This window comes from Pseudomonas pharyngis, from assembly GCF_021602345.1.
Classification (GTDB): domain Bacteria; phylum Pseudomonadota; class Gammaproteobacteria; order Pseudomonadales; family Pseudomonadaceae; genus Aquipseudomonas; species Aquipseudomonas pharyngis.
The window spans coordinates 116,667-141,452 of record NZ_BQID01000008.1 but is presented as its reverse complement, the minus strand read 5'-3'; the positions used below and the strand labels follow the sequence as shown (position 1 = coordinate 141,452).

General features: G+C 58.1%; 21 protein-coding genes. 11 read left to right on the top strand and 10 right to left on the bottom strand.

What is annotated here, in order from left to right:
* Positions 1 to 72: 72 nt before the first annotated feature.
* The 3 genes from mupP to L6D74_RS17730 are packed head-to-tail and all read right to left on the bottom strand — an operon-like array spanning position 73 to position 2,839.
* Positions 73 to 744, bottom strand: a complete 672-nt coding sequence (gene mupP, locus L6D74_RS17740; RefSeq protein WP_236189931.1) for an N-acetylmuramic acid 6-phosphate phosphatase MupP — start codon at positions 742 to 744, stop codon at positions 73 to 75.
* 4 nt (positions 745 to 748) lie between these two features.
* Entirely contained in the window at positions 749 to 1,447 is a 699-nt protein-coding gene (gene ubiG / locus L6D74_RS17735; RefSeq protein WP_039770564.1) for a bifunctional 2-polyprenyl-6-hydroxyphenol methylase/3-demethylubiquinol 3-O-methyltransferase UbiG, read from the bottom strand.
* 57 nt (positions 1,448 to 1,504) lie between these two features.
* Complete coding sequence (locus L6D74_RS17730; protein ID WP_236189930.1) at positions 1,505 to 2,839, bottom strand: TRZ/ATZ family hydrolase; 1,335 nt, start codon at positions 2,837 to 2,839, stop codon at positions 1,505 to 1,507.
* A gap of 108 nt (positions 2,840 to 2,947) precedes the next feature.
* Here L6D74_RS17730 and mtnA point away from each other — a divergent pair, with 108 nt between their 5' ends.
* Positions 2,948 to 4,024: an S-methyl-5-thioribose-1-phosphate isomerase gene (gene mtnA, locus L6D74_RS17725; protein ID WP_039770560.1), complete on the top strand. Its 1,077-nt coding sequence runs from the start codon at positions 2,948 to 2,950 to the stop codon at positions 4,022 to 4,024.
* A gap of 134 nt (positions 4,025 to 4,158) precedes the next feature.
* Here the strand turns inward: mtnA and L6D74_RS17720 are convergent, their stop codons facing one another.
* From L6D74_RS17720 to L6D74_RS17690, 7 genes are read right to left on the bottom strand one after another with little or no spacing between them, the layout of a single operon-like run.
* The gene (locus tag L6D74_RS17720; protein WP_236189929.1) at positions 4,159 to 4,560 is read right to left on the bottom strand and encodes a GtrA family protein; all 402 of its coding nucleotides are present in this window, start codon (positions 4,558 to 4,560) and stop codon (positions 4,159 to 4,161) included.
* Entirely contained in the window at positions 4,557 to 5,843 is a 1,287-nt protein-coding gene (locus L6D74_RS17715) for an NAD(P)/FAD-dependent oxidoreductase (RefSeq protein ID WP_064598446.1), read from the bottom strand. The genes L6D74_RS17720 and L6D74_RS17715 overlap by 4 nt, the downstream gene beginning before the upstream one ends.
* Before the next feature lie 2 nt (positions 5,844 to 5,845).
* Positions 5,846 to 6,796 carry an NAD-dependent epimerase/dehydratase family protein gene (locus tag L6D74_RS17710; protein ID WP_236189928.1) on the bottom strand — a complete coding sequence of 317 codons (951 nt, stop codon included), beginning with the start codon at positions 6,794 to 6,796 and terminating at the stop codon, positions 5,846 to 5,848.
* On the bottom strand, positions 6,796 to 8,724 hold the full coding sequence (locus L6D74_RS17705; protein ID WP_236189927.1) for a glycosyltransferase family 39 protein: 1,929 nt from the start codon (positions 8,722 to 8,724) through the stop codon (positions 6,796 to 6,798). The genes L6D74_RS17710 and L6D74_RS17705 overlap by 1 nt, the downstream gene beginning before the upstream one ends.
* A gap of 32 nt (positions 8,725 to 8,756) precedes the next feature.
* Complete coding sequence (locus L6D74_RS17700; RefSeq protein WP_064598440.1) at positions 8,757 to 9,497, bottom strand: SDR family oxidoreductase; 741 nt, start codon at positions 9,495 to 9,497, stop codon at positions 8,757 to 8,759.
* Positions 9,494 to 10,804 carry an FAD-binding oxidoreductase gene (locus L6D74_RS17695; RefSeq protein ID WP_064598438.1) on the bottom strand — a complete coding sequence of 437 codons (1,311 nt, stop codon included), beginning with the start codon at positions 10,802 to 10,804 and terminating at the stop codon, positions 9,494 to 9,496. The genes L6D74_RS17700 and L6D74_RS17695 overlap by 4 nt, the downstream gene beginning before the upstream one ends.
* A complete protein-coding gene (locus tag L6D74_RS17690; protein ID WP_236189926.1) occupies positions 10,801 to 12,231 on the bottom strand; it encodes a UbiA family prenyltransferase in 1,431 nt (476 codons plus the stop codon). The genes L6D74_RS17695 and L6D74_RS17690 overlap by 4 nt, the downstream gene beginning before the upstream one ends.
* 536 nt (positions 12,232 to 12,767) lie before the next feature.
* Between L6D74_RS17690 and gyrA the strand changes: the two genes are divergently transcribed.
* The 10 genes from gyrA (at position 12,768) to L6D74_RS17640 (ending at position 24,725) form a co-directional block, all read left to right on the top strand.
* Complete coding sequence (gene gyrA / locus L6D74_RS17685) at positions 12,768 to 15,431, top strand: DNA gyrase subunit A (RefSeq protein WP_039770558.1); 2,664 nt, start codon at positions 12,768 to 12,770, stop codon at positions 15,429 to 15,431.
* Positions 15,432 to 15,495: 64 nt separating this feature from the next.
* Positions 15,496 to 16,581, top strand: coding sequence for a 3-phosphoserine/phosphohydroxythreonine transaminase (serC, locus tag L6D74_RS17680; protein WP_007950912.1), 1,086 nt, complete (start codon positions 15,496 to 15,498; stop codon positions 16,579 to 16,581).
* Complete coding sequence (gene pheA, locus L6D74_RS17675) at positions 16,581 to 17,675, top strand: prephenate dehydratase (protein WP_007950913.1); 1,095 nt, start codon at positions 16,581 to 16,583, stop codon at positions 17,673 to 17,675. Before serC ends, pheA begins: the two co-directional genes overlap by 1 nt.
* A gap of 12 nt (positions 17,676 to 17,687) precedes the next feature.
* The gene (gene hisC / locus L6D74_RS17670; RefSeq protein WP_236189925.1) at positions 17,688 to 18,800 is read left to right on the top strand and encodes a histidinol-phosphate transaminase; all 1,113 of its coding nucleotides are present in this window, start codon (positions 17,688 to 17,690) and stop codon (positions 18,798 to 18,800) included.
* Positions 18,801 to 18,828: 28 nt separating this feature from the next.
* On the top strand, positions 18,829 to 21,036 hold the full coding sequence (locus tag L6D74_RS17665; protein WP_236190005.1) for a bifunctional prephenate dehydrogenase/3-phosphoshikimate 1-carboxyvinyltransferase: 2,208 nt from the start codon (positions 18,829 to 18,831) through the stop codon (positions 21,034 to 21,036).
* Positions 21,033 to 21,722 carry a (d)CMP kinase gene (cmk, locus tag L6D74_RS17660; protein ID WP_085647507.1) on the top strand — a complete coding sequence of 230 codons (690 nt, stop codon included), beginning with the start codon at positions 21,033 to 21,035 and terminating at the stop codon, positions 21,720 to 21,722. The genes L6D74_RS17665 and cmk overlap by 4 nt, the downstream gene beginning before the upstream one ends.
* Before the next feature lie 119 nt (positions 21,723 to 21,841).
* Complete coding sequence (gene rpsA / locus L6D74_RS17655) at positions 21,842 to 23,527, top strand: 30S ribosomal protein S1 (protein WP_039770554.1); 1,686 nt, start codon at positions 21,842 to 21,844, stop codon at positions 23,525 to 23,527.
* Positions 23,528 to 23,731: 204 nt separating this feature from the next.
* Complete coding sequence (locus L6D74_RS17650; protein ID WP_236189924.1) at positions 23,732 to 24,010, top strand: hypothetical protein; 279 nt, start codon at positions 23,732 to 23,734, stop codon at positions 24,008 to 24,010.
* Between the two features lie 151 nt (positions 24,011 to 24,161).
* Positions 24,162 to 24,458 (top strand): integration host factor subunit beta, encoded by a 297-nt coding sequence (ihfB, locus tag L6D74_RS17645; RefSeq protein ID WP_003189779.1) that lies wholly within the window; start codon positions 24,162 to 24,164, stop codon positions 24,456 to 24,458.
* Between the two features lie 27 nt (positions 24,459 to 24,485).
* Positions 24,486 to 24,725, top strand: coding sequence for a LapA family protein (locus L6D74_RS17640; RefSeq protein ID WP_064598422.1), 240 nt, complete (start codon positions 24,486 to 24,488; stop codon positions 24,723 to 24,725).
* The last annotated feature ends 61 nt before the right edge of the window (positions 24,726 to 24,786 follow it).

Sequence of the window (24,786 nt, the reverse complement as noted above, 5' to 3'; positions counted from 1 at the left end):
AAACCTCATCAAGAGTCAGATCGTTCCCCTGCGCAGCAAAGGAATGCAGCCAATGACGCTCCGCGTCAGGTCTCAGCAGCTGCAGAGTGCGTTATCCAGCACCTTGCGCAATTCCAGCGGATGATCCACCACCACGTCCGCGCCCCAGTGACGAGGGTTGTCGTCGGGGTGAATATAGCCGTAGGTCACGGCAGCGGTTTTGGTGCCGGCGTCACGGCCGGATTCGATATCGCGCAAATCATCGCCGATGAACAGGACGGTCGACGGATCCAGATCAAGCATCTTGCAGGCCAGGGTCAGCATCTCGGGATCCGGCTTGCTGTTCTTCACGTGATCCGGGCAGATCAGCAGGGCCGAGCGCTCGGCCAGCCCCAGCTGCTGCATGATCGGCTCGGCGAAGCGCAGCGGCTTGTTGGTGACCACGCCCCAGACCAGATTGGCTTTCTCGATGTCGGCCAGCAATTCGCCCATGCCGTCGAACAGCTTGCTGTGCACGGCGCAGCCCACCAGATAGCGCTCGAGGAACTCCAGGCGCAACTCCTCGAAGCTCGGCGACTCCGGATCCATCGAGAACGTCACCGCGACCATGGCCTTGGCGCCGCCGGAAATTTCGTCGCGGATGTGTTTGTCGTTCATAGGCGGCAAACCGCGATCCGCACGCATCGCCTGGCAAATGGCGATGAAGTCCGGCGCGGTGTCGAGCAGCGTGCCGTCCATGTCGAAAAGGACTGCTCTGATGGCCATCGGCTTATTCCTCGCGCAGGGTCTGGATCATGTAGTTGACGTCAACGTCCGCCGCCAGCTTGTAGTGTTTGGTCAGCGGGTTGTACGTCAGACCGATGATGTCCTTGACGGTCAGGCCGGCCATGCGGCTCCAGGCGCCGAGCTCGGACGGGCGAATGAATTTCTTGAAATCGTGAGTGCCGCGCGGCAGCAGCTTCATGATGTATTCGGCACCGATGATGGCGAACAGGTAGGCCTTCGGGTTGCGGTTGATGGTGGAGAAGAACACCTGGCCGCCGGGCTTGACCATGCGGAAGCAGGCGCGGATCACCGAGGACGGATCCGGTACGTGCTCGAGCATTTCCAGGCAGGTGACGACGTCGAACTGCTCGGGCATTTCTTCGGCCAGGGCTTCGGCGGTGATCTGGCGGTATTCGACGTTCACGCCGGATTCCAGCTGATGCAGTTGCGCGACTGCCAGCGGCGCTTCGCCCATGTCGATGCCGGTAACGGTCGCGCCGCGCTGGGCCATGGCTTCGCTGAGAATGCCGCCACCGCAACCGACGTCGAGGACCTTCTTGCCGGCCAGGTTGACGCGCTCGTCAATCCAGTTGACCCGCAGCGGGTTGATGTCGTGCAGCGGTTTGAACTCGCTTTCGCGGTCCCACCAGCGATGGGCCAGGGCTTCGAATTTGGCGATTTCGGCGTGGTCGACGTTGCTCATGATTCAATCCTCTAAAACTTGAAAAAGGCTGTAGCCCCGGAGTGTGCCCCGAGGTGTTTACGATTCGGTGTGGCCGCTGATGCGTCGGCCCCAGGCCCGGGCGGTTTCGCCGAGCTGTTGTTCGTCCAGTCGGGTCAGACGCCGGTCGTCAAGCAACTGCTTGCCGGCGACCCACAGGTGTTTCACGCAGTCGCGACCGGTGGCATATATCAGTTGCGAGACCGGGTCATAGACCGGTTGTTGCGCCAGGCCGGACAGATCGAAAGCGACGATGTCTGCGGCCTTGCCGAGCTCCAGCGAGCCGGTCACGGCTTCGATTCCCAGGGCTCGCGCGCCGTTCAACGTGGCCATGCGCAGGGCCCGGTGGGCGTCCAGCGCGGTGGCCGAGCCGGCGACGGCTTTGGCCAGCAGCGCGGCGGTGCGGGTTTCACCCAGCAGGTCCAGGTCATTGTTGCTCGCCGCGCCATCGGTGCCGACCGCGACGTTGACCCCGGCCTGCCACAGACGCTCCACCGGGCAGAAGCCGCTGGCCAGTTTCAGGTTCGACTCCGGGCAGTGGATCACGCTGGTGTTGCTTTCTACCAGCAACGCCAGGTCGTCATCGCTGATCTGGGTCATGTGCACGGCCTGGAAGCGCGGGCCGAGCAGGCCGAGACGACCGAGGCGGGCCAGCGGGCGTTCGCCGTGCTGTTCGAGCGCTTGCTGCACTTCGAAAGCGGTTTCGTGGACGTGCATGTGGATCGAGGCGTCCAGTTCTTCGGCGATCACGCGGATTTTTTCCAGGTTCTCGTCGCCCACGGTGTAGGGTGCATGAGGGCCGAAGGTGATCTTGATGCGCTCGTGATGCTTCAGGTCGCCGAACAGTTCGACGCCCTGACGAATGGCTTCATCGGCGCTGGCGGCACCCGGAATCGGGAAGTCGAGGATCGGAATCGCGATCTGCGCACGGATTCCGCTGTTGTGCACGCGCTCGCTGGCAACCTTGGGGAAGAAGTACATGTCCGAGAAACAGGTGATGCCACCTTTTATCTGCTCGGCGATGGCCAGATCGGTGCCGTCACGCACAAAATCTTCATCGACCCATTTGCCCTCGGCCGGCCAGATGTGGTTTTCCAGCCAGGTCATCAGCGGCAAATCGTCGGCCAGACCACGGAACAGCGTCATCGCGGCGTGGCCGTGGGCGTTGATCAGGCCGGGGCTGAGCAGCACGTCCGGCAGATCGCGGACTTCGGCGGCGTTACACTTCAGCGCTTCGGCACGCGGGCCGATGAACACGATGCGGCCGTCGCGGATGCCCAGGCCGTGCTCCTTGAGCACAACGCCTGCGGGTTCGACGGGTACCAGCCAGGTCGGCAGCAATAATAAGTCGAGCGCAATGGCAGGTTTCGGCATCGAGGGTCGGTTCCAGTGCTTTTGTAAAGGATGGCGAAGTATACCCGAGCGTCTTCGCGGGGGGATCGCTATAATCGGCGGCTTTTGTTCATGAGTGCGGGGTGAGGGATGCGCGATCGACTGTTGGCTGCGGAGAAAGTAAAGGCCATCGATTGGCGTGATGGCGCGCTCCACCTGCTGGATCAGCGCGTTTTGCCGTTCGAGGAAAACTGGATTGCCTACACCAGCGCCGCCGGCGTGGCCGAGGCGATTCGCTCGATGGTGGTGCGCGGTGCGCCGGCCATCGGCATCAGTGCCGCCTACGGCATCGTGCTGGCGGCCCGTGCCCGGATTGCCGAGGGGGGCGACTGGTACGCGGCGCTGGAAGAGGATTTCATGCTGCTGGCCGATTCCCGGCCGACAGCGGTCAACCTGTTCTGGGCGTTGAATCGCATGCATGACCGGCTGGACCGTTTGAAGGAAAACGCCGATCCACTGGTGGCGCTGGAAGCCGAGGCCATCGCCATTCATGAAAGCGATCGCGAGGCCAACCTGACCATGGCTCAGCTCGGCGTCGACCTGATCCGCAAGCATCAGGGCAATGCCCAGGCGATTCTGACGCACTGCAACACCGGCGCCCTGGCTACCGGCGGTTTCGGCACGGCGCTCGGGGTGATTCGTGCCGCATTCATCGAGGGCATGGTCGAGCGCGTCTACGCCGACGAGACCCGGCCGTGGCTGCAAGGCTCGCGCCTGACCGCGTGGGAACTGGCCAACGAAGGCATTCCGGTGACCCTGAACGCCGACTCCGCCGCTGCGCACATCATGAAAACCAAAGGCGTGACCTGGGTGATCGTCGGCGCTGACCGGATCACCGCCAACGGCGACGTGGCGAACAAGATCGGCACCTATCAACTGGCGGTCAACGCCATGCACCACGGCGTGCGTTTCATGGTGGTGGCGCCGAGCTCGACCATCGACATGAATCTGGCCAGCGGTGATGACATTCCGATCGAAGAACGCGACGGCGCCGAGTTGCTGGAGGTTGGCGGCAAACGTGTCGGGGCTGACGTTGAGGCGTTCAACCCGGTGTTTGACGTCACCCCGGCAGACCTGATCGATGCGATCGTCACCGAAAAAGGCATCGTCGAGCGCCCGGACACCGCGAAAATGGCGCAGTTGATGTGCCGCAAGCGCTTGCATTGACAGTCGCAAGAAGCGCTGGATGACAGGGCGTAGCAGCCCGGTCATGACAGTGCGGACTTCGCTGTAGAAGTCTGCACAGTCACGAACGAGGCTGGATGGTGTGGGCTCTGACAGTAGTGGCAACCGTCAACGGACTATTTGAACGACCAGCGCTTGTGCCCCAGATAACTGGTAAACACTGGGACAACGATGCCGACGGCATGAGCCATCTCGTTGGCAAACAGCGTGATGCCGATCGCCGGAAACACATAGTGTGCAAGCCCCAGGCTGATCAGCCAGGTCTGAGCCACCGCGACCAGATTCACCAGTATGAAAAAAAATGCGGATCGGTGCGTTGACTGGCTGCTTTCTGTGAATACAAAAAGCTTGGCCAGTATAAACGCCGTTACCATACCGGTGATGTAAGCCAGAATGACTGCCGTGGAAAAGTCGAACCAAATGCTATAGAGCAGTCTCGAGCAAAAGTTGACGGCGGCAGCTGTGCCGCCGGTCAGTAGAAATGCCAAAAACTGCCGGCTCATCATCGTGTCCTTCACTCAGCAGCATCCTTCGCCATCTTTCGTCCGAAATCGATGCTTTCAGAGATGCCTCGATCTTCGGGGTAGTAATAGGAAGTGTCGGCCACCCAAAGGCCTTTGACTGGCAGCGATACAGGTGGCAACCGGTCAAGATAGCCTGGATCGCAAATTGGTTGGGCATAACGATAACGACTGGCGTAAATATCAATGAAGTCGTCATCCGTCAGTTCCGGGTTGATTTTCTTCAGGTAATGACGAACTTTGTTGAGGAATACCTCGTTAGGCTCCTGAAACTTTGGATGCTCGCCCGGTACATAGAAAGGCACGTAGACAATGTGCTCTTTCATTGGGCGTAAGTTGCTGTATTCAACCAGGCCTGGAATGTCCATTTCCGGGTCATTGGTGTTGAGCCAGAAGTTCTCTGTCAGTGCCTTGCGCAACTTTACAATGACACACACGACGGCGATGTTCTTCAGCGCTTTGAAACGCTGCAGGATCTCGTCAGGAAGGTCGGGCATCACTTTTGGCACGTAAGGTAGCGGAATGGTGCTGATGACTTTGTCGAATTGCTCGACCTTGCCATCAACTTCCACGCCTTTTACCTCGCCGCCTTCAATCAATACTCGAGTAACCGGAGCCTTCAACCGGATCTCGCCACCGTGCTCACGAATACTCCCTGCCATCGCATTGAGCAGCGTTTCCGAGCCACCTTCCAGGTAGCCCAGCTTTTCTTTGAACAGGTTGTACCGAGATCTGCCGATACGCCGAATACGGCTCCAGATCCAGGCGGCGGACAGATTGCCGGTGTGGTCGTAGAACTTGTAGTCAAACAGGCGACGCCAGAGCACTTCCCACGCTTCATCGCCTACCCAGCGCTTGATCCAGCCAGTCGCCTCGACATTGTCCAGCGGCTTCCAGTCATTGCGCTTGGTCGAAAGAAAGGCGTGAAGGCCATAGCGGAATTTGGCGGTCAGGCTCAGTCCCTTGAACTTTAGAAGCGCGAACGGATTGCCCCAGGCCTGGAGTCGGTTCTGATACCAGTAACCCATCTTGGTCTCGACCCAGCGCATTTCTTCAGCCAGGCCAAGTTCGTCCAGCATCTTCAGAAATGCATGGTCGGAGATGCAGTGGAAGTGGTAATAGCGCTCGATGCTCAACCCCGAGAAATCGAAGGGTGCAGTCATGCCCCCCACGCGATCATCGGCCTCGAAGATCACCGGAGTGTGTCCGTCACGTGCCAGTTGATAGGCCACAGCCAGCCCCATCGGGCCGGCCCCTAAGACAGCAATTCGTTGTGTCATGCTTAAAACTCCAAAACAACTTTGCTGTATTTCGGGTCGTTGAACGTTTCGTTCACCGCTGCCGCGAAAGACGTATATGGAACGTTGAATGTGCCGGGCCAATCATTGACCTCGAACTCGTCCTTGGCACTCAGGGAGGCCAGCTGTTGAGTGGTGAATGGCGGGTTTTTGTCAAACAGGCTCCAGGTCCAGATCAGGCCATAGAAAATGCTGTAAGGCACTTTGGCGATGATGGTCCTGGCGTGTGTGGTGCGTTTTATTTCGCGAATGATGTCGATGTAGTCAATTTTTTCATGTCCGGAAATATTGAAGATACCGTCATGAATACGCTGCTCTATGCAGCTGATGATTACATTACAGAAGTCACCTACATACAGCGGCTGACGCATGTAACGGCCGTGACCCGGGATCGGAAATACCGGCACTTTTTTCATGAAGCGAGACAGCCAGCCCAGGTGCTTGCGGTCAAACCAGCCAAACATCAGGGTCGGTCGCAGAATCGGACACGGAATGCCGCTGGCCAAGACCATTTGTTCTTGGTCTTTCTTTGTATTGGTATAAAAATCATCAGCAACCGACTCGACGACCGACGAACTGATATGAACCAGGTACTGAATATTATTGAGCTTGATCGCGTCAAGGATCAGCCGCGTGGCGTCCACGTTGTTGTGGACGAATTCGCTGTAGTCATTGCCGCCGATCTGCGCCTGGAGCATTACTACGACGTCTGCCCCAACGAAATGCTGTTGCCACTCTCCTGGCTTGGAGAGGTCGGCAAGCACCGTCGTGACATCAGGTTGAACCTGCTTGAGGATTTCCAGGTTCTTGGAATGCTTGTCGATGACCACGATGTTTTCGTAGCCTTTAGCCTTGAGGCGTGCGACCAGGTTTTGGCCGACGAGGCCGGCGCCGCCCGGAAGGACTATGCGGTCTTTGAGATTGATGCTGGCCATTATTTATTAACCTGTAGTTCTTTGCTGAATTGGCAAACCTGCATGCTTTGCCCGACGACCCGTTCGACACCTACGGTGTATTTTCCAGAAAGGGTCGACGTGTCGATGATTCTTCCAAAGCCTGCGCTGGCCATGTCTGGCCGTTTGAACAAGTCGCCCACGCCGTAATAGTAGGATTGAACAGCGCCGTAATATCTCACCGCGCCAGTCGCGTCGGTCAGGGTTATGTAGACTTGCGACGGGATTGTGTTCTGCGCACCATCAACCGTTGTCCAGCCCTTGAACTGGACAGTGCCGGGCGTCTTGCTCGTCGTGTCGCCTACATAGTCCAGATTGCCTTGGCAGTCGGTCTTCACCTTCGGCAAATCCAGGCCGATGGATTTATCGGGGAAGGCGACAATGCAGTTCCAGACTTCGGCAGCTTTCCATGGGTTGCCATTGTGCTTCCAGTCAACCAATTGGCGTACGGTCGGTACTGGAGACTCCGGGCACGCGGCAATTGCGCCTAGAGGCAGACCACCGAGGTAGGCCTCCGGGGTGTTGATGACTTTGTCCAGGTTGCGGAATCGATCAGGTACGGTGAACGATTTATGTTCGGCGTAGTAGGCGATAGAGGAACTCCAGTCATTGCCATACACCACAACCGCTTCGCCACGGGACATGTTCATATTAAGCGCATCGCCAACCATCAGGTCCCGCGAGTTACCGATATTGAGGTCTTCGCGCACCTTGAGGAAGTAGTCACTGGCAAACGCGCCGTAGTTATTCAGTACCAGGGCTAGGAAAACGATCACCGAGATCGCTGTCCGGCGGGCACCGTCCAGACTTTCCCCGACGGCGACTGCCAGAGCGAAGATCAGGAAGATGACATTGGCCGACTGGTAGTAGGTATGGACCAGGTGAAGATTGGTGAAGATGAACAGCGGCAAAATGCCCAATGCGCAGGCAGCAGCAATAATGAGTCGCAGTTTATTGCTTTTGGTCAGCAGCATCGCGCCAAGGATGATTGCAACGCCGAAGATACCCGACAGATTGCCCTTGATGATTCGCGACCAGATAACGTCGGTGTAGAGTGGCAGCGACAGTCGCTGGGTCAGGGTTCCCCAATTCCAGGCTGACAGACTCTGGGACGTGATGCTCATGCCGAATTCATTTTTGGATTTGATGATGTCGGTATATAGCGTCCAGCCGTAGCCGATGACGATCGGCAGTGCGAACAGCGTCATGGCCCAAAAGATGTTTTTGATGGAGATTGCGCCGACGATGCTCTTGTTTCTGTTGATTTCGTGAAACAAGAAGACGACGGCCAATATTGCCAGCACGGGAAGACCGGTTGTTGCTTTCTGAAGAATGGCCAGCGAAATGGACGCGAAAAAGCCTGCGGCAGCCCATTTACCTTTGTTATTCAGGAAGTCCAGGAAGAACTTGATCGCGAGAATGGCAAAGAATAGCGCCATTGTTTCGATCATGAATGTTCTGCCCCAGAACAGGTACACCGGGCTGGAAAACAGCAGGCCTGCAAAGAGGTAGAAACTGCTTCGGCTCAGCTTGAGCGACTTGCAGATTTCATTCGCGGGGTACAGGCAGAACACCAGGAATGCGAAAGATACAATTCTTCCGGTTTTACCCAGGTCGCTGTGGAAAAGCTGAGAAATGAACGCGACGATCGCCTGGTACAGCGGGAATTCGAAAGGGATCGACCAGGGCGCTCCGGAAACCGGAGTTTCATATGCAAGTTTGTAACCTTCCTGGATAAACCAGAAAGAGGTCAGTGCAGTTTGTGTTTGGCGAAATCCGAACAACTCAATCAACGGCTGGCCTGCGTAATGCAGGGCTATGTAAAATGCATAGACAAGCGTCAGCAGGCTAATTATTTGTATGCCGCGCATCGGCGATAAGTACTGACTTGAAAGTTTATTAAACTTCAAGGTTCACCCCATTCGAAAAATATTTACTGAATTTAGAGATTTATTCTTTTGAATACAGATCTTGGTATGGAGCGGATGATCAACATGATCAGCGACCAGAAACCGGGAGCGTAGAGCACGTCTTTTTTGCGATCTATGCCCTCTGCAATTCTCTTCGCGACCTGCTCGGGTTGGGCGACCAGTGCTTTTGGCAATTTCAGACCCTGAGTCATCGGCGTATCGACAAAGCCAGGTTTGATGGTGATCACATGGACGCCGACTTTGAACATGCGGGCGCGCAATCCTTCGCAGAATGTCGAAACAGCCGCCTTGGCAGCACCGTAAAGGTAGTTTGAAGGGCGACCGCGATCCCCGGCCACTGAAGAGATCACCGCAAGGGTGCCACAGCGCTGGGTTTCGAAGTGGTTAGACAACAGTGTCAGCAACGCAATCACGGATGTTCCGTTGTTGCTGAACTCCTGGAGTGCTACTGCCGGGTCTTGTTCGCATTGCTGTTGGTCGGGCAGTGTGCCGTGTGCAATCAAGGCGATATCGACCTGGCGCATGGCGCCAACGCAGCTTTCGAGCATTGCGGCATGGGCGCCGGTGTCGGTAGCATCCATGGCGTGCAAGGTTGTTGCCTTGGCTCCGCGTCCTTCCAGGTCGGCAGCGGTTTGCTGAAGTTTTTCGAGGTTTCGACCCACCAGGAAAAACTCACTACCCTGCGTAGCCCAGCGCCGTGCGCAAGCCGTGGCAATCGCCGAAGTTGCGCCAATGATCAAAACTCGTTTCATTCAGTTACCCTTTTCCAAAAGCGGGAATTCAAAGACGGGTCACGCAAGGCTTCAACCTGCTCCCACTCCGGATACGCGGCACGGAAGTCGCTGCCGCTCATGTGTGCATCCTTGGCCGGGTAGATCCTGCCGCCGGCCTCTCTAACAATCACGTCCAGGCGCGAGAACAGCTGATGCAGGCTTGTTGACTGCGGGAAATCTAGTGCGAGAGAGGCGCCAGGCAGCGGAAAAGAAAGAAGGCCGGGTGAGTTACAGTCGCCGCAGCGTTTGAGTACGGCCAAAAAGGAGCCGTTCCCTGAGTCGGCAATGGTCTTGAGCAATTGCGCCATTGCAGCCTGAGCATTGGCGTCGGGAATGACGCATTGAAATTGCTGAAAGCCGGCGTTGCCGTAAATGCGATTCCAGTACAGCACCCTGTCCAGTGGATAGAAGAAGGGCTCGTACTCGCTGCGAACGCGAGTTCGCTTGATCGGGCCCTTGCGCCAGTAGAGTTCGTTGAACCCGCGCAAAGACACATTGTTGATGAGCGAAACCGGAGGTGTCAGCGGCACCACAAGCTTGTTTCGCTTGTTCAGGGATAATGAGCCATAGGGCGCATGGTCGCCGACTATGTAGATCCCGCGTCCCAGTTGCTCGCCTTTGGCAAGGCAATCGATCCAGGCCACGCTGTATTCGTGCAGTTCATCCAACTGGCTGGAAAGTTCGAAGAACTCCCCAAGATTGTTGAAGCGCACGAGAGTGCTATCGATCTGGCTCGACTGAATCGGGATTAGTTGTATCTGCGCCCAGCTGACTACGCCGGTGAGACCCAGGCCGCCGATCGTGGCACGAAACAGTGCCTGGTTTTGTGTAGGGCTGCAGATAAGCAGCTCGTTTCTGTGCAATAGACCGAATTGGGTAACGTGGTTGCCGAAAGTGCCGCGTACATGGTGGTTTTTGCCATGAACATCGTTGCCTATCGCGCCTCCCAGCGTCACGAATTGCGTGCCTGGCGTCACTGCGAGGAACCAGCCGTTAGGAATGGACAACTCGAGGATTTCTGCCAGTGTCACGCCTGCTTCGGCAGTGATCCTGCCGTTTTGCCAGTCGACTTCGATGAAGCGATCAAGCCCGCGCATGTTCAGCACTTGATCACTGGCGGCCAGACAGCTGTCGCCGTAGCTGCGTCCGTTGCCGTACGCAAGTGTGCTGCCATGTGTCTGGCTGAGGCTTTCCACGAGGGCAGGCAAATCCGTTCGCCAGTTGGCGCTGTGTCCGGTTTGCGGCAGATTGGGATATCGTCCCCAAGACAACAGGTTGGCAGTCACGCGGCCACCCAGAAAACAACGCCCATCAGAGCCCCGGCGACGATGCTGGTGCGGTCAGAGACGGCGAACATGACCGGATCGTCGTGCATTTTCCCGCGATGGGTCAGCATCCAGATTCGAGAAATCCAGAACAGCAGAATCGGGCAGGCGAGCCAGATGATTTGTGGGTGGGCATAGAGGCGGGTAGTGGCAGGGTCGTGAATGTACATTGCCAGCACCATTACAGCCAAATAGCCGGAAGAGGCTCCCAGCGATGAAATCATTTCCAGATCGTCAGGATAGTAGCCGCGGCCCCGGGTTTTTTCCGTGCGCCCGCTGTGCTTGGCTTCGCGCAGTTCGGCATAACGTTTGACCAGTGCCAGACTCAGGAACATGAACATCGAGAATGCGAGAATCCAGAATGTGAGATCCAGGCCCAGAGCGAAGGCACCCGCAATGATGCGAATGGTGTAAAGCAGTGCGAGGGAAATGACATCCACGACCATTTTTCGCTTCATTGAGAGCGAATAAGCGAGGGTCAAGATGTAATAACCAACCAGGGTAGCGGTGAACTCCCAGGGCAGAAGCAGTGCCGAGCCTGCGAAGGCAATGCCCAATAACAGCGGGAACGCCAGCAATCCGGCCAGAATGCCGAGCCTGCCCGACGCAAACGGTCGGAAGCGTTTGGACTTGTGATGGCGATCGTCATTGAGATCGAGCAAGTCGTTGAGCAGATACACACTCGAAGCGCACAAGCCAAAAAACAAGAACGCGAGCAGGCCCTGCAGCACCAATGACATGTTTGTCAGTTGATGGGCGGTCAGCAAGGGGACGAAGATGAGTATGTTTTTCATCCATTGATGCAAGCGCAAGGCTTTTACCCAGTCCTTTGCAGAGCTGGTGTTGGAGTGGATGACCTCCTCGACATTGCCATGAGCCGCTGCGCGCTTTTCTACACCGCGCTCTGGATTGACCACGTACGCTTTGCGCGCGCTGGCCCATACGGCGATATCGTCCTGAGAGTTGCCGACGTAATCGAACCCTTCGTTTCCATAGTGCTCGACCAGCAGGTCGCGCTTGCGGTGTGACGAGAGGTTCAGGCTGCCATTGGTAGCTTCTACCGTGTCGAAAAGTTGCAGATGGTCGGCAATTTTCTGCGCCAGGCTGACATGACTTGCGGTAGCAAGCACGATATGGCGTCCGTTCGCTCGCTCCAGCTCAATAAGCTTGATCACGGTCGGGTCGTATGGCAGCACCGTTACATCGATATGGCTTCCGTTCGCCAGACCCTCTTTCAGCGAGGCTTTCCCTTTGAACAGCCAAGTGAGAGGCATGAATAGTTGAAGCGGATTGCTTCTAACAAAAGCAATGCCCGTCTCAAGCAAAAGATCCGAACGAAGGAGTGTGCCGTCGAGGTCTACAACAAGTGGGGGGGCATTGAATGTCACGAAAGCTTGTCCCTAAGAAATAAACCATGCGCTTTTTTTGCCGTATGGCGAATAGGCCGACACCGTCAGCGTGGGCTTTTCGGTTCGGTATATTCTTCGGCGCATAAAATCGAGCTGCGCATTTGAGCAAAAAAAGACCTCACCGTCACACCTTTTTATGGCGTTGTGACACTCGTGGGAGAGTCGGTCAGCGTTTATTCCTCCCGCTGGAGGCTTGGAAGTGTGACGGCGAGGTGAGTTTTGAGGGGGGGATGACCCGTTGGGCGCTCGAAACGGGCGCTGAAGGCGCTCTGAGGCGATTTTGTGTCAGATTAATGGTGTTAGCAGGCTATGCGGGGATAGGTGCGTGGCGGCTCTTGTGATAACATCCGGCGTTTTCCGAGGCGGCCCCACGGGGTTGTCTTCACTGCGCAAATCCAGGGTCAACTTGTCGATTTGTCGTAAGTCGGTGCATGGCACTCGGCCTGCATCGACGAGCTTCGTGCGTCCCCTATGGATATGGCGAAGTTTCACCAGAAAAAGGAATCAGGCTTCTCATGGGCGAACTGGCCAAAGAAATCCTCCCGGTCAATATCGAAGACGAGCTGAAACAGTCCTATCTCGACTACGCGATGAGCGTGATCGTCGGCCGTGCACTGCCGGATGCGCGCGATGGCTTGAAGCCCGTGCACCGTCGCGTGCTGTTCGCGATGAGCGAGCTGGGCAACGACTTCAACAAGCCGTACAAGAAATCTGCCCGTGTCGTCGGTGACGTGATCGGTAAGTATCACCCGCACGGTGATACCGCGGTGTACGACACCATCGTCCGCATGGCGCAGCCATTCTCCCTGCGTTACCTGCTGGTCGACGGCCAGGGCAACTTCGGTTCGGTGGACGGCGACAACGCCGCGGCCATGCGATACACCGAAGTGCGCATGACCAAGCTGGCGCACGAGCTGCTGGCCGACCTGCACAAGGAAACCGTGGACTGGGTGCCGAACTACGACGGCACCGAACTGATCCCGGCGGTCATGCCGACCCGCGTGCCGAACCTGCTGGTCAACGGTTCCAGCGGCATCGCCGTGGGCATGGCGACCAACATTCCGCCGCACAACCTCGGTGAAGTCATCGACGGTTGCCTGGCGCTCATCGACAACCCCGAACTGACCGTCGATGAGCTGATGCAATACATTCCCGGTCCGGACTTCCCGACTGCTGCGATCATCAACGGTCGCGCCGGCATCATCGAAGCCTACCGCACCGGCCGTGGCCGCATTTACATGCGCGCCCGTTCGATCATCGAAGACATCGACAAGGTCGGCGGCCGTCAGCAGATCGTCATCACCGAACTCCCTTACCAGTTGAACAAGGCACGTCTGATCGAGAAGATCGCCGAGCTGGTAAAAGAGAAGAAACTCGAAGGCATCACTGAACTGCGCGACGAGTCCGACAAGGACGGTATGCGCGTCGTGATCGAACTGCGTCGCGGCGAAGTGCCAGAGGTGATCCTCAACAACCTCTACGCCCAGACCCAGCTGCAATCGGTATTCGGCATCAACATCGTTGCCCTGATCGACGGCCGTCCACGGATCCTCAACCTCAAGGACCTGCTGGAAGCCTTCGTCCGTCACCGCCGCGAAGTGGTTACCCGCCGTACCGTGTTCGAACTGCGCAAGGCGCGCGAGCGTGGTCACATCCTCGAAGGTCAGGCCGTTGCCTTGTCGAACATCGACCCGGTCATCGCCCTGATCAAGGCTTCGCCGACCCCGTCGGAAGCCAAGGAAGCGCTGGTCAGCACGCCGTGGGAATCCACTGCCGTGGTGGCGATGGTTGAGCGTGCCGGTGCCGATTCGTGCCGTCCGGAAAACCTCGATCCGCAATACGGTCTGCGCGACGGCAAGTACTTCCTGTCGCCAGAGCAGGCGCAAGCCATTCTGGAACTGCGTCTGCACCGCCTGACCGGTCTGGAACACGAAAAGCTGCTGGCCGAGTATCAAGAGATCCTCAACCAGATCGGCGAGCTGATCCGCATCCTCAACAGCGCCGTGCGCCTGATGGAAGTGATCCGCGAAGAGCTGGAAGTGATCCGCGCCGAATACGGCGACGTGCGCCGCACCGAAATTCTCGATGCCCGTCTCGACCTGACCCTGGGCGACATGATCCCGGAAGAAGAGCGCGTTGTGACCATCTCCCACGGTGGCTATGCCAAGACCCAGCCGCTGGCTGCGTACCAGGCCCAGCGTCGTGGTGGTAAAGGCAAATCGGCGACCGGCGTGAAGGATGAGGACTACATCGCTCACCTGCTGGTCGCCAACAGCCACACCACGCTGCTGCTGTTCTCCAGCAAGGGCAAGGTGTACTGGCTGAAGACCTACGAAATTCCGGAAGCATCCCGCGCCGCCCGTGGTCGTCCGCTGGTCAACCTGCTGCCGCTGGATGACGGTGAATACATCACCACCATGCTGCCGGTCGAGGAATACACCGAGGGTCACTACATCTTCATGGCGACCGCAAACGGCACCGTGAAGAAGACGCCGCTGGAATCCTTCAGCCGTCAACGCAGCGTCGGTCTGATCGCGCTGGAGCTGGACGAAGGCGACGTGCTGATTTCCGCGGCCATCACCGATGGCGAACGTGAAGTGATGCTGTTCTCCGACGGCGGCAAGGTGACCCGCTTCAAGGAGTCCGACGTTCGTGCCATGGGCCGTACCGCCCGCGGTGTGCGCGGCATGCGTCTGCCGGAAGGGCAGAAGCTGATTTCGATGCTGATCCCGGAAGAAGGCAGCCAGATCCTCACCGCTTCCGAGCGTGGTTATGGCAAGCGCACCGCGATCACCGAGTTCCCTGAGTACAAGCGTGGCGGCCAGGGCGTGATCGCCATGGTCAGCAACGAGCGTAACGGCCGTCTGGTCGGTGCGGTTCAGGTGCTCGACGGCGAGGAGATCATGCTGATTTCCGACCAGGGCACGCTGGTGCGTACCCGTGTCGACGAAGTCTCCAGCCTGGGTCGCAACACCCAGGGCGTGACCCTGATCAAGCTGGCCAAGGATGAAACCCTGGTCGGTCTGGAGCGGGTTCAGGAGCCTTCGGAAGTGGAAGGTGACGAGCTGGAAGGCGAAGAAGGTGTCGAGCTGGAAGAAGGCGTGATCGGCGCCGAACCGGACGATGCGGTCGACAACCTGCAGGCGGACGCCGCAGACGAAGAAGAGTCGCAAGACTAACCAAATCGTAGCAGGGCAGAGTGTTTGCTCTGTCCGCTACCGTGATTGCATAGCGAGAGTGGATGTGAGCAAACGAGCCTATAACTTCTGCGCAGGTCCCGCTGCGCTGCCTGAAGCTGTCCTGTTGCGTGCCCAGTCCGAGATGCTCGACTGGCACGGCAAGGGTCTGTCGGTCATGGAAATGAGCCATCGCAGTGATGACTACGTAGCCATCGCCGAGAAGGCCGAACAAGACCTGCGCGACCTGCTGTCCATCCCCTCCAATTACAAAGTGCTGTTCCTGCAGGGCGGTGCGAGCCAACAGTTCGCCGAGATTCCGCTGAACCTGCTGCCCGAGAACGGTACTGCCGACTATGTCGAAACCGGCATCTGGTCGAAGAAAGCCATCGAGGAAGCGCGTCGCTTCGGCAACATCAACGTTGCTGCCAGCGCCAAGCCTTATGACTACCTGGCCATCCCTGGTCAGAACGAGTGGAAGCTGACTCCGGGTGCGGCCTATCTGCACTATGCGTCCAACGAAACCATTGGCGGCCTGCAGTTCGACTGGGTTCCCGAGGCCGGTGACGTTCCGCTGGTGGTCGACATGTCCTCCGATATCCTCTCGCGTCCGATCGATGTGTCGCAGTACGGCCTGATCTACGCCGGCGCCCAGAAGAACATCGGCCCGAGCGGTCTGGTTGTAGTGATCGTTCGTGAAGACCTGCTGGGCCGCGCTCGCAGTTCATGCCCGACCATGCTCGACTACAAGATCTCCGCCGATAACGGCTCGATGTACAACACCCCGGCCACCTATTCCTGGTACCTCTCGGGCCTGGTCTTCGAATGGCTGAAGGAGCAGGGCGGTGTCGCCGCGATGGAGCAGCGCAACAAGGCAAAGAAAGATCGCCTGTACGGCTTCATCGACAACAGCGATTTCTATACCAACCCGATCAGCGTCAACGCCCGCTCGTGGATGAACGTGCCGTTCCGTCTGGCTGACGAGCGTCTGGACAAGGCGTTTCTGGCCGGTGCCGACGCCCGTGGCCTGCTCAACCTCAAGGGCCATCGTTCGGTTGGCGGTATGCGTGCCTCGATCTACAACGCCCTGGGTCTGGACGCCGTCGAAGCGCTGGTTGGCTACATGGCTGAATTCGAGAAGGAGCATTCCTGATGTCCGAGCAGGAGCTCAAGGCACTGCGCGTTCGCATCGATAATCTGGATGAGAAGATTCTCCAGCTGATCAGTGATCGCGCGCGCTGCGCAGAAGAAGTTGCCCGGGTCAAGATGGCCAGTCTGGCCGAAGGCGAGCAGCCGGTGTTCTACCGTCCCGAGCGTGAGGCGCAGGTCCTCAAACGCGTGATGGAGCGCAACAAGGGCCCGCTGGGCAACGAAGAGATGGCGCGCTTGTTCCGCGAAATCATGTCTTCGTGCCTGGCCCTCGAGAATCCGCTGAAAGTGGCTTATCTCGGTCCGGAAGGCACCTTCACCCAAGCGGCGGCCATGAAGCACTTTGGGCACGCAGTGATCAGCAAGCCGATGGCGGCGATCGACGAAGTGTTCCGTGAAGTGGCGGCCGGTGCGGTGAATTTTGGCGTGGTGCCGGTGGAAAACTCCACCGAAGGCGCGGTCAACCACACCCTCGACAGCTTCCTCGAGCACGACATGGTGATCTGCGGCGAAGTCGAGCTGCGGATTCACCACCACCTGCTGGTCGGTGAAAACACCAAGACCGACAGCATCAGCCGCATCTATTCCCATGCCCAGTCGTTGGCGCAGTGCCGCAAGTGGCTGGACGCCCATTACCCGAATGTCGAGCGCGTGGCGGTGTCCAGCAACGCCGAAGCGGCCAAGCGGGTCAAGGGTGAGTGGAATTCGGCAGCGATCGCCGGTGACATGGCGGCCGGGTTGTACGGCCTGACTCGTCTGGCCGAGAAGATCGAAGATCGCCCGGACAACTCCACGCGCTTCCTGATGATCGGCAACCAGGAAGTGCCGCCGACCGGCGACGACAAAACTTCGATCATCGTGTCCATGAGCAACAAGCCCGGCGCGCTCCATGAGCTGCTGGTGCCGTTCCATGACAACGGGATCGACCTGACCCGGATCGAAACCCGTCCGTCGCGCAGTGGTAAATGGACCTACGTGTTCTTCATCGACTTCGTCGGCCATCACCGTGATCCGCTGATCAAAGGTGTACTGGAAAAGATCAGTCAGGAAGCAGTAGCACTCAAGGTGCTGGGTTCCTACCCGAAAGCAGTTCTTTAAGGGGTGGTAGCAATGAGTGGCAACTTCCTCGCTCTGGCACAGCCGGGCGTGCAACAACTTTCGCCATACGTACCGGGCAAACCCGTGGACGAGCTGGCTCGCGAACTGGACCTGGATCCGGCGAGCATTGTCAAACTGGCGAGCAACGAAAATCCGTTGGGCGCGAGTCCGAAAGCGCTGGCCGCAATCCGCGAAGCGCTGGACGAGCTGACCCGTTATCCGGACGGCAACGGTTTTGTCTTGAAATCCCTGCTGGCCGAGCAGTGCCGTGTCGAGCTGAACCAGGTGACTTTGGGCAATGGCTCCAACGACATTCTCGAGCTGGTGGCGCGCGCCTATCTGGCGCCGGGCCTGAATGCTGTGTTCAGCGAGCACGCGTTTGCGGTCTACCCGATTGCGACCCAGGCAGTCGGCGCTCAGGCCAAGGTCGTTCCGGCCAAGGATTGGGGGCATGATCTGCCGGCCATGCTGGCCGCGATCGACGCCAACACTCGCGTGGTGTTCATCGCCAACCCGAACAACCCGACCGGTACCTGGTTCGGCGCCGAAGCGCTGGACGAGTTCCTGCAGGATGTGCCGGAGCATGTGCTGGTGGTGCTGGACGAGGCCTACATCGAATATGCCGAAGGCAGCGATCTGCCGGATGGTCTGGATTTCCTCGCCGCTTACCCGAATCTGTTGGTCTCGCGCACGTTCTCCAAGGCTTACGGTCTGGCGGCGCTGCGCGTTGGCTATGGTCTGTCTACCCCGGTGGTGGCGGACGTGCTGAACCGGGTACGTCAGCCATTCAACGTCAACAGCCTGGCCTTGGCGGCGGCGTGTGCGGCGCTGAAGGACGAGGAATATCTGGCGCAGAGCCGGCAGCTCAACGAGTCCGGCATGCAACAGCTGGAAGCAGGTTTTCGTGAGCTGGGTCTGAGCTGGATTCCATCCAAGGGCAACTTTATCTGCGTCGACCTCGGTCAGGTGGCGGCTCCTGTATTTCAGGGCCTGCTGCGCGAAGGCGTGATCGTGCGTCCGGTGGCCAACTACGGCATGCCGAATCATCTGCGGGTGACCATCGGTCTGCCGGCGGAAAACAGCCGCTTCCTCGAAGCGCTGCGTAAGGTTCTGGCTCGTGGGTGATGTCACTGCGCTGCAATCTGCTGCACCTATGATCGGGCGCTTGGTGGTGGTCGGTCTGGGGTTGATCGGTGGTTCGTTTGCCAAAGGCTTGCGTGAAAGTGGCGTGTGCCGCGAAGTGGTCGGGGTCGACCTCGACCCGCAATCGCGCAAGCTGGCGGTCGAGTTGGGTGTGGTGGATCGCTGCGAAGACGATCTGGTCAAGGCTTGCCAGGGCGCGGACGTGATCCAGTTGGCGGTGCCGATCCTGGCCATGGAAAAAGTGCTGGCCCGTCTGGCCGGCATGGACCTGGGGCAGGCGATTCTCACGGATGTCGGCAGCGCCAAGGGCAATGTGGTGCGTGCGGCGACCGAGGCGTTCGGCGGCATGCCGGCGCGTTTCGTGCCGGGGCATCCGATTGCCGGCTCCGAGCAGAGCGGGGTGGAAGCCTCCAACTCAGAGCTGTTCCGCCGTCATAAAGTGATTCTGACCCCGCTGGAGCAGACCGATCCGGCTGCCCTGGCGATGGTTGATCGTTTGTGGCGCGAGCTGGGCGCCGACGTCGAGCACATGCAGGTCGAGCGTCACGATGAAGTGCTGGCCGCAACCAGTCATCTGCCGCACCTGCTGGCCTTCGGTCTGGTCGATTCGCTGGCCAAGCGCAATGAAAACCTTGAGATCTTCCGTTACGCTGCGGGCGGTTTCCGTGATTTCACAAGAATCGCCGGAAGCGACCCGGTCATGTGGCATGACATCTTTCTCGCCAACCGCGAGGCTGTCCTGCGCACTCTCGATACATTTCGCAGCGACCTCGACGCCTTGCGCGACGCGGTCGATGCAGGGGATGGGCACCAATTGTTGGGCGTCTTCACGCGCGCCCGGGTTGCCCGCGAGCATTTCAGTAAAATCCTGGCCCGCAGGGCCTATGTGGACGCTATGAATTCCAACGATCTGATTTTCCTGGCTCAACCTGGTGGCCGCCTGTCCGGTCGGATTCGCGTACCGGGTGACAAATCGATTTCCCACCGTTCGATCATGCTCGGTTCCCTGGCTGAAGGCGTCACCGAAGTCGAAGGCTTCCTCGAGGGCGAAGACGCCCTGGCGACCTTGCAGGCGTTCCGCGACATGGGCGTGGTCATCGAAGGCCCGCATCACGGCCGCGTGACCATCCACGGTGTCGGCCTGCATGGCCTGAAGCCTGCGCCGGGCCCGATCTATCTGGGCAACTCCGGCACTTCGATGCGCCTGCTGTCCGGCCTGCTGGCCGCGCAGGATTTCGACAGCACCCTGACCGGTGACGCTTCGTTGTCCAAGCGCCCGATGAATCGCGTCGCCAACCCGCTGCGGGAAATGGGCGCCGTGATCGAAACCGCTGCCGAGGGTCGTCCACCGATGACCATTCGTGGCGGTCACAAGCTTAAAGGCCTGACCTACACCATGCCGATGGCCAGTGCCCAGGTTAAATCCTGCCTGCTGCTGGCGGGTCTGTACGCCGAAGGCAAGACCACCGTGACCGAGCCGGCACCGACCCGTGATCACACCGAGCGTATGCTGCGCGGCTTTGGCTATCCGGTGAGCGTCAACGGTGCCACGGCATCGGTTGAGTCTGGTGGCAAGCTGACCGCGACCCACATCGAAGTGCCTGGCGACATCTCGTCGTCGGCGTTCTTCCTGGTGGCCGCATCGATCGCTGAAGGCTCGGAGCTGGTGCTCGAGCACGTAGGCATCAACCCGACCCGCACCGGCGTAATCGACATCCTGCGTCTGATGGGCGCCGACATCACTCTGGAAAACCAGCGTGAAGTGGGTGGCGAGCCGGTTGCCGACCTGCGCGTGCGAGCGGCTAAACTCAAGGGTATCGAGATTCCGGAAGCGCTGGTTCCGCTGGCCATCGACGAATTCCCGGTGCTGTTCGTGGCCGCGGCCTGTGCCGAAGGGCGCACCGTGCTGACCGGCGCCGAAGAGCTGCGGGTCAAGGAATCGGACCGTATCCAGGTCATGGCGGACGGTTTGCTGGCGCTGGGCGTCAAGTGCGAACCGACCCCGGACGGCATCATCATCGACGGCGGCCAGATCGGCGGCGGCGAAGTGCATGGTCATGGCGATCACCGCATCGCGATGGCATTCAGCGTGGCCTCACTGCGCGCCACGGCACCGATCCGCATCCATGACTGCGCCAACGTCGCGACATCGTTCCCGAACTTCCTGGCGCTCTGCGCGCAGGTCGGCATTCGTGTGGCGCAAGAGGCTCAGTCGTGAACAACATTGCACCGGTCATCACCATCGATGGGCCAAGCGGCTCGGGCAAAGGCACCGTAGCCGGGATTCTGGCCAAGCGTCTGGGCTGGAACCTGCTGGACTCCGGTGCGCTGTATCGCCTGCTGGCATTTGCTGCGCACAACCATGGTGTCGACCTGACCAATGAAGAGCTGCTGAAGAAACTGGCGGCTCATCTGGATGTGCAGTTCATCGCGGCGACCGACGGTCAGCTGCAACGCATCATTCTGGAAGGTGACGAAGTCAGCGATGTCATCCGCACTGAAAGCGTCGGATCCGGCGCTTCTCAGGTGGCCGCATTGCCGGCTGTGCGCGAAGCGCTGCTGCAGCGCCAGCGTGCTTTCCAGGAGTCGCCGGGTCTGGTGGCCGATGGTCGCGACATGGGTACGGTGGTTTTTCCGAATGCACCCTTGAAGATTTTCCTGACCGCCAGTGCCGAGGAGAGGGCGCGCCGTCGATATTTGCAGTTGAAGGGCAAGGTCGAGGGTGTTAGTCTGTCGAGTCTGCTAGATGAGATCCGTGCGCGCGACGAGCGTGATACCCAGCGAGCGGTGGCCCCGCTCAAGCCGGCGGCCGACGCCATACAGCTGGATTCCACGGAGCTGTCCATCGATCAGGTGCTTGAACGCATCATGAGCGAGATCGCCATTCGCGATATCGCCGGGTGACCAAGAAGACCGCAGGGGACCAGTCATAGTCCTGTGGCGCTTCTTTTAAATGAAACTAACCCACATTGTCTGGGATGTGGAGATGGGCGTATTTTTCGCCCTAATCAACAGGAATTAAAATGAGCGAAAGCTTTGCGGAACTCTTTGAAGAAAGCCTAAAGACCCTGAACCTTCAGGCAGGCTCCATCATCACCGGTGTTATCGTTGATATCGATTACCAGGCTCGCTGGGTAACCGTTCACGCTGGCCTGAAGTCTGAAGCACTGATCCCTCTGGAGCAGTTCTACAACGACGCTGGCGAACTGAACATCAACGTCGGTGACGAAGTTCACGTTGCTCTGGACTCGGTTGAAGACGGTTTCGGTGAAACCAAGCTGTCCCGTGAAAAAGCCAAGCGCGCTGAATGCTGGATCGTTCTGGAAGCAGCCTTCGCAGCTGAGGAAGTGGTCAAGGGCGTTATCAACGGTAAGGTTAAAGGCGGCTTCACTGTCGACGTTAACGGCATCCGTGCGTTCCTGCCAGGTTCCCTGGTTGACGTCCGTCCAGTGCGCGACACCACGCACCTGGAAGGCAAAGAGCTGGAATTCAAGGTCATCAAGCTGGACCAGAAGCGCAACAACGTTGTCGTTTCCCGTCGCAGCGTCCTGGAAGCCGAGAACTCCGCCGAGCGTGAAGCTCTGCTGGAATCCCTGCAGGAAGGCCAACAAGTCAAAGGTATCGTCAAAAACCTCACCGATTACGGCGCATTCGTCGATCTGGGTGGCGTGGACGGCCTGCTGCACATCACCGACATGGCGTGGAAGCGTATCAAGCACCCTTCCGAAATCGTCAATGTTGGCGACGAGATCGACGTCAAGGTTCTGAAATACGATCGCGAGCGCAATCGTGTTTCCCTGGGCCTGAAGCAACTGGGCGAAGATCCATGGGTTGCTATCAAAGCCCGTTACCCAGAAGGCACTCGCGTTACCGCTCGTGTAACCAACCTGACCGACTACGGCTGCTTCGCTGAGCTGGAAGAAGGCGTTGAAGGTCTGGTACACGTTTCGGAAATGGACTGGACCAACAAGAACATCCACCCTTCGAAAGTCGTACAAGTCGGCGACGAAGTGGAAGTCATGGTTCTGGACATCGACGAAGAGCGTCGTCGTATCTCCCTGGGCATCAAGCAGTGCAAGTCGAACCCATGGGAAGACTTCTCTGGCCAGTTCAACAAGGGCGACAAGATCTCCGGCACCATCAAGTCGATCACCGATTTCGGTATCTTCATTGGTCTGGACGGCGGCATCGATGGTCTGGTTCACCTGTCCGACATCTCCTGGAACGAAGTGGGCGAAGAAGCCGTACGTCGTTTCAAGAAGGGCGATGAGCTGGACACCGTTATCCTGTCGGTTGACCCGGAGCGTGAGCGTATCTCCCTGGGTATCAAGCAACTGGAAAGCGATCCGTTCTCCGAGTACGTCTCGGTTAACGACAAAGGCGCAATCGTCACTGGTACCGTGAAAGAAGTTGACGCCAAAGGCGCCATCATCGTTCTGGCCGACGATATCGAAGCAACTCTGAAAGCCTCCGAAATCAGCCGTGACCGCGTTGAAGACGCGCGCAACGTTCTGAAAGAAGGCCAGCAAGTAGAAGCCAAGATCATCAGCGTTGATCGTAAGAGCCGCGTAATTCAGCTGTCGATCAAATCGAAAGACGATGCTGAAGAGAAAGAAGCCATCCAGAGCCTGAAAGCAGCTCCGGAAGGCGAAGCAGCCGACACCACCATGGCGGCACTGCTGCGTCAAGCAATGGCCAAACAGAACTGAGTTCTGTCTGATCATAAAAAAAGGGCGACTTCGGTCGCCCTTTTTTGTGCCTGCGATTTGGTGGGGAACTGCTTTCCGGTCAATCAGTGAAACCATTCCCTTCGCCGGGCGGTCTGTTTCTTTAATCGGATCAATCGCCTATTCGCGTCTAGGCTTAGGCTGAAGATCGCAGTAGTCGGGCAGACGCCTGGCATAAGGAAGTGAATGAACAAGCTTATAGTTCTGTTGGGTTTGCTGGTGTTGGCAGGCTGTGCTACCAGCGCCAAGACCCATGCGGTGCGTGGAGTGAGTGGCATCGAGGTTGACTGCTCCGGCTTGGGTTCAGGCTGGGAAAGGTGTCAGAAACGCGCTGCCAAGGAATGCAAGGGGGCAGGTTACAAGGTGATCACGCGTTCTGATGATGCTCAGGATGAAGATGAGTTTCCCTTCGGCTTCAATCCTGCTGGCTACGTCACTCGAACCATGCTGGTGATTTGTCGGTGAGTGAGCGTTCATGGGCTTGCAATCCTATGCCCTGAAAATGGGCGTTCTGGCGAGTTGAAAGATATGTCAAGCCCTGGGCTGTTCAAAATCTTCCGGGCGTGCTAAAACCTTTCAAGCGCTGACCTAGCTGCTTGAAAAAGAAGGGAAAAATATGACGAAGTCGGAGTTGATCGAACGAATTGTCACCCATCAAGGGCTGCTTTCATCCAAAGATGTGGAGTTGGCCATCAAGACTATGCTTGAGCAAATGTCCCAGTGTCTGGCCACGGGGGATCGTATCGAGATCCGTGGTTTTGGCAGCTTTTCCTTGCACTATCGTGCGCCGCGTGTCGGTCGTAATCCAAAGACCGGTCAGTCCGTCAGCCTTGATGGAAAATTCGTTCCGCATTTCAAGCCTGGCAAGGAGTTGCGCGATCGCGTGAATGAAGAAGAGGAGGAGGGGGTTTGACGGTCACCGTTACGCAAGGAGTTGCTCATGAATAATCTCAAGCGCATTCTGCTTTCCGTTCTGATTCTATTGGTTGTGTTGGCGATCCTTGCGTTCGTTCTCGAAAATCAGCAATCGGTCTCCCTGTTGTTTCTTGGTTGGGAGGGGCCGCAACTTCCAGTGTCGGTGATTACTGTGGGTGCATTGCTCGCGGGTATGCTGATAGGGCCGGTTTTTGGCTGGTTTCTGGGACGTTCGTCCAGAGCTTCACGCAAGCGTCTGGTCTGATTGCTACATGGAAGTAAAGGCGAACTAAACTTTAGCCACAGCTTGTCTATATCCATTAGTA

Bases quoted from the DNA above. Each gene is read 5' to 3' on its own strand.
- mupP (WP_236189931.1), bottom strand. From the start codon at position 744: ATGGCCATCAGAGCAGTCCTTTTCGACATGGACGGCACGCTGCTCGAC.
- ubiG (WP_039770564.1), bottom strand. From the start codon at position 1,447: ATGAGCAACGTCGACCACGCCGAAATCGCCAAATTCGAAGCCCTGGCC.
- L6D74_RS17730 (WP_236189930.1), bottom strand. From the start codon at position 2,839: ATGCCGAAACCTGCCATTGCGCTCGACTTATTATTGCTGCCGACCTGG.
- mtnA (WP_039770560.1), top strand. From the start codon at position 2,948: ATGCGCGATCGACTGTTGGCTGCGGAGAAAGTAAAGGCCATCGATTGG.
- L6D74_RS17715 (WP_064598446.1), bottom strand. From the start codon at position 5,843: ATGACACAACGAATTGCTGTCTTAGGGGCCGGCCCGATGGGGCTGGCT.
- L6D74_RS17710 (WP_236189928.1), bottom strand. From the start codon at position 6,796: ATGGCCAGCATCAATCTCAAAGACCGCATAGTCCTTCCGGGCGGCGCC.
- L6D74_RS17700 (WP_064598440.1), bottom strand. From the start codon at position 9,497: ATGAAACGAGTTTTGATCATTGGCGCAACTTCGGCGATTGCCACGGCT.
- gyrA (WP_039770558.1), top strand. From the start codon at position 12,768: ATGGGCGAACTGGCCAAAGAAATCCTCCCGGTCAATATCGAAGACGAG.
- pheA (WP_007950913.1), top strand. From the start codon at position 16,581: ATGTCCGAGCAGGAGCTCAAGGCACTGCGCGTTCGCATCGATAATCTG.
- hisC (WP_236189925.1), top strand. From the start codon at position 17,688: ATGAGTGGCAACTTCCTCGCTCTGGCACAGCCGGGCGTGCAACAACTT.
- L6D74_RS17665 (WP_236190005.1), top strand. From the start codon at position 18,829: ATGATCGGGCGCTTGGTGGTGGTCGGTCTGGGGTTGATCGGTGGTTCG.
- rpsA (WP_039770554.1), top strand. From the start codon at position 21,842: ATGAGCGAAAGCTTTGCGGAACTCTTTGAAGAAAGCCTAAAGACCCTG.
- L6D74_RS17650 (WP_236189924.1), top strand. From the start codon at position 23,732: ATGAACAAGCTTATAGTTCTGTTGGGTTTGCTGGTGTTGGCAGGCTGT.
- ihfB (WP_003189779.1), top strand. From the start codon at position 24,162: ATGACGAAGTCGGAGTTGATCGAACGAATTGTCACCCATCAAGGGCTG.
- L6D74_RS17640 (WP_064598422.1), top strand. From the start codon at position 24,486: ATGAATAATCTCAAGCGCATTCTGCTTTCCGTTCTGATTCTATTGGTT.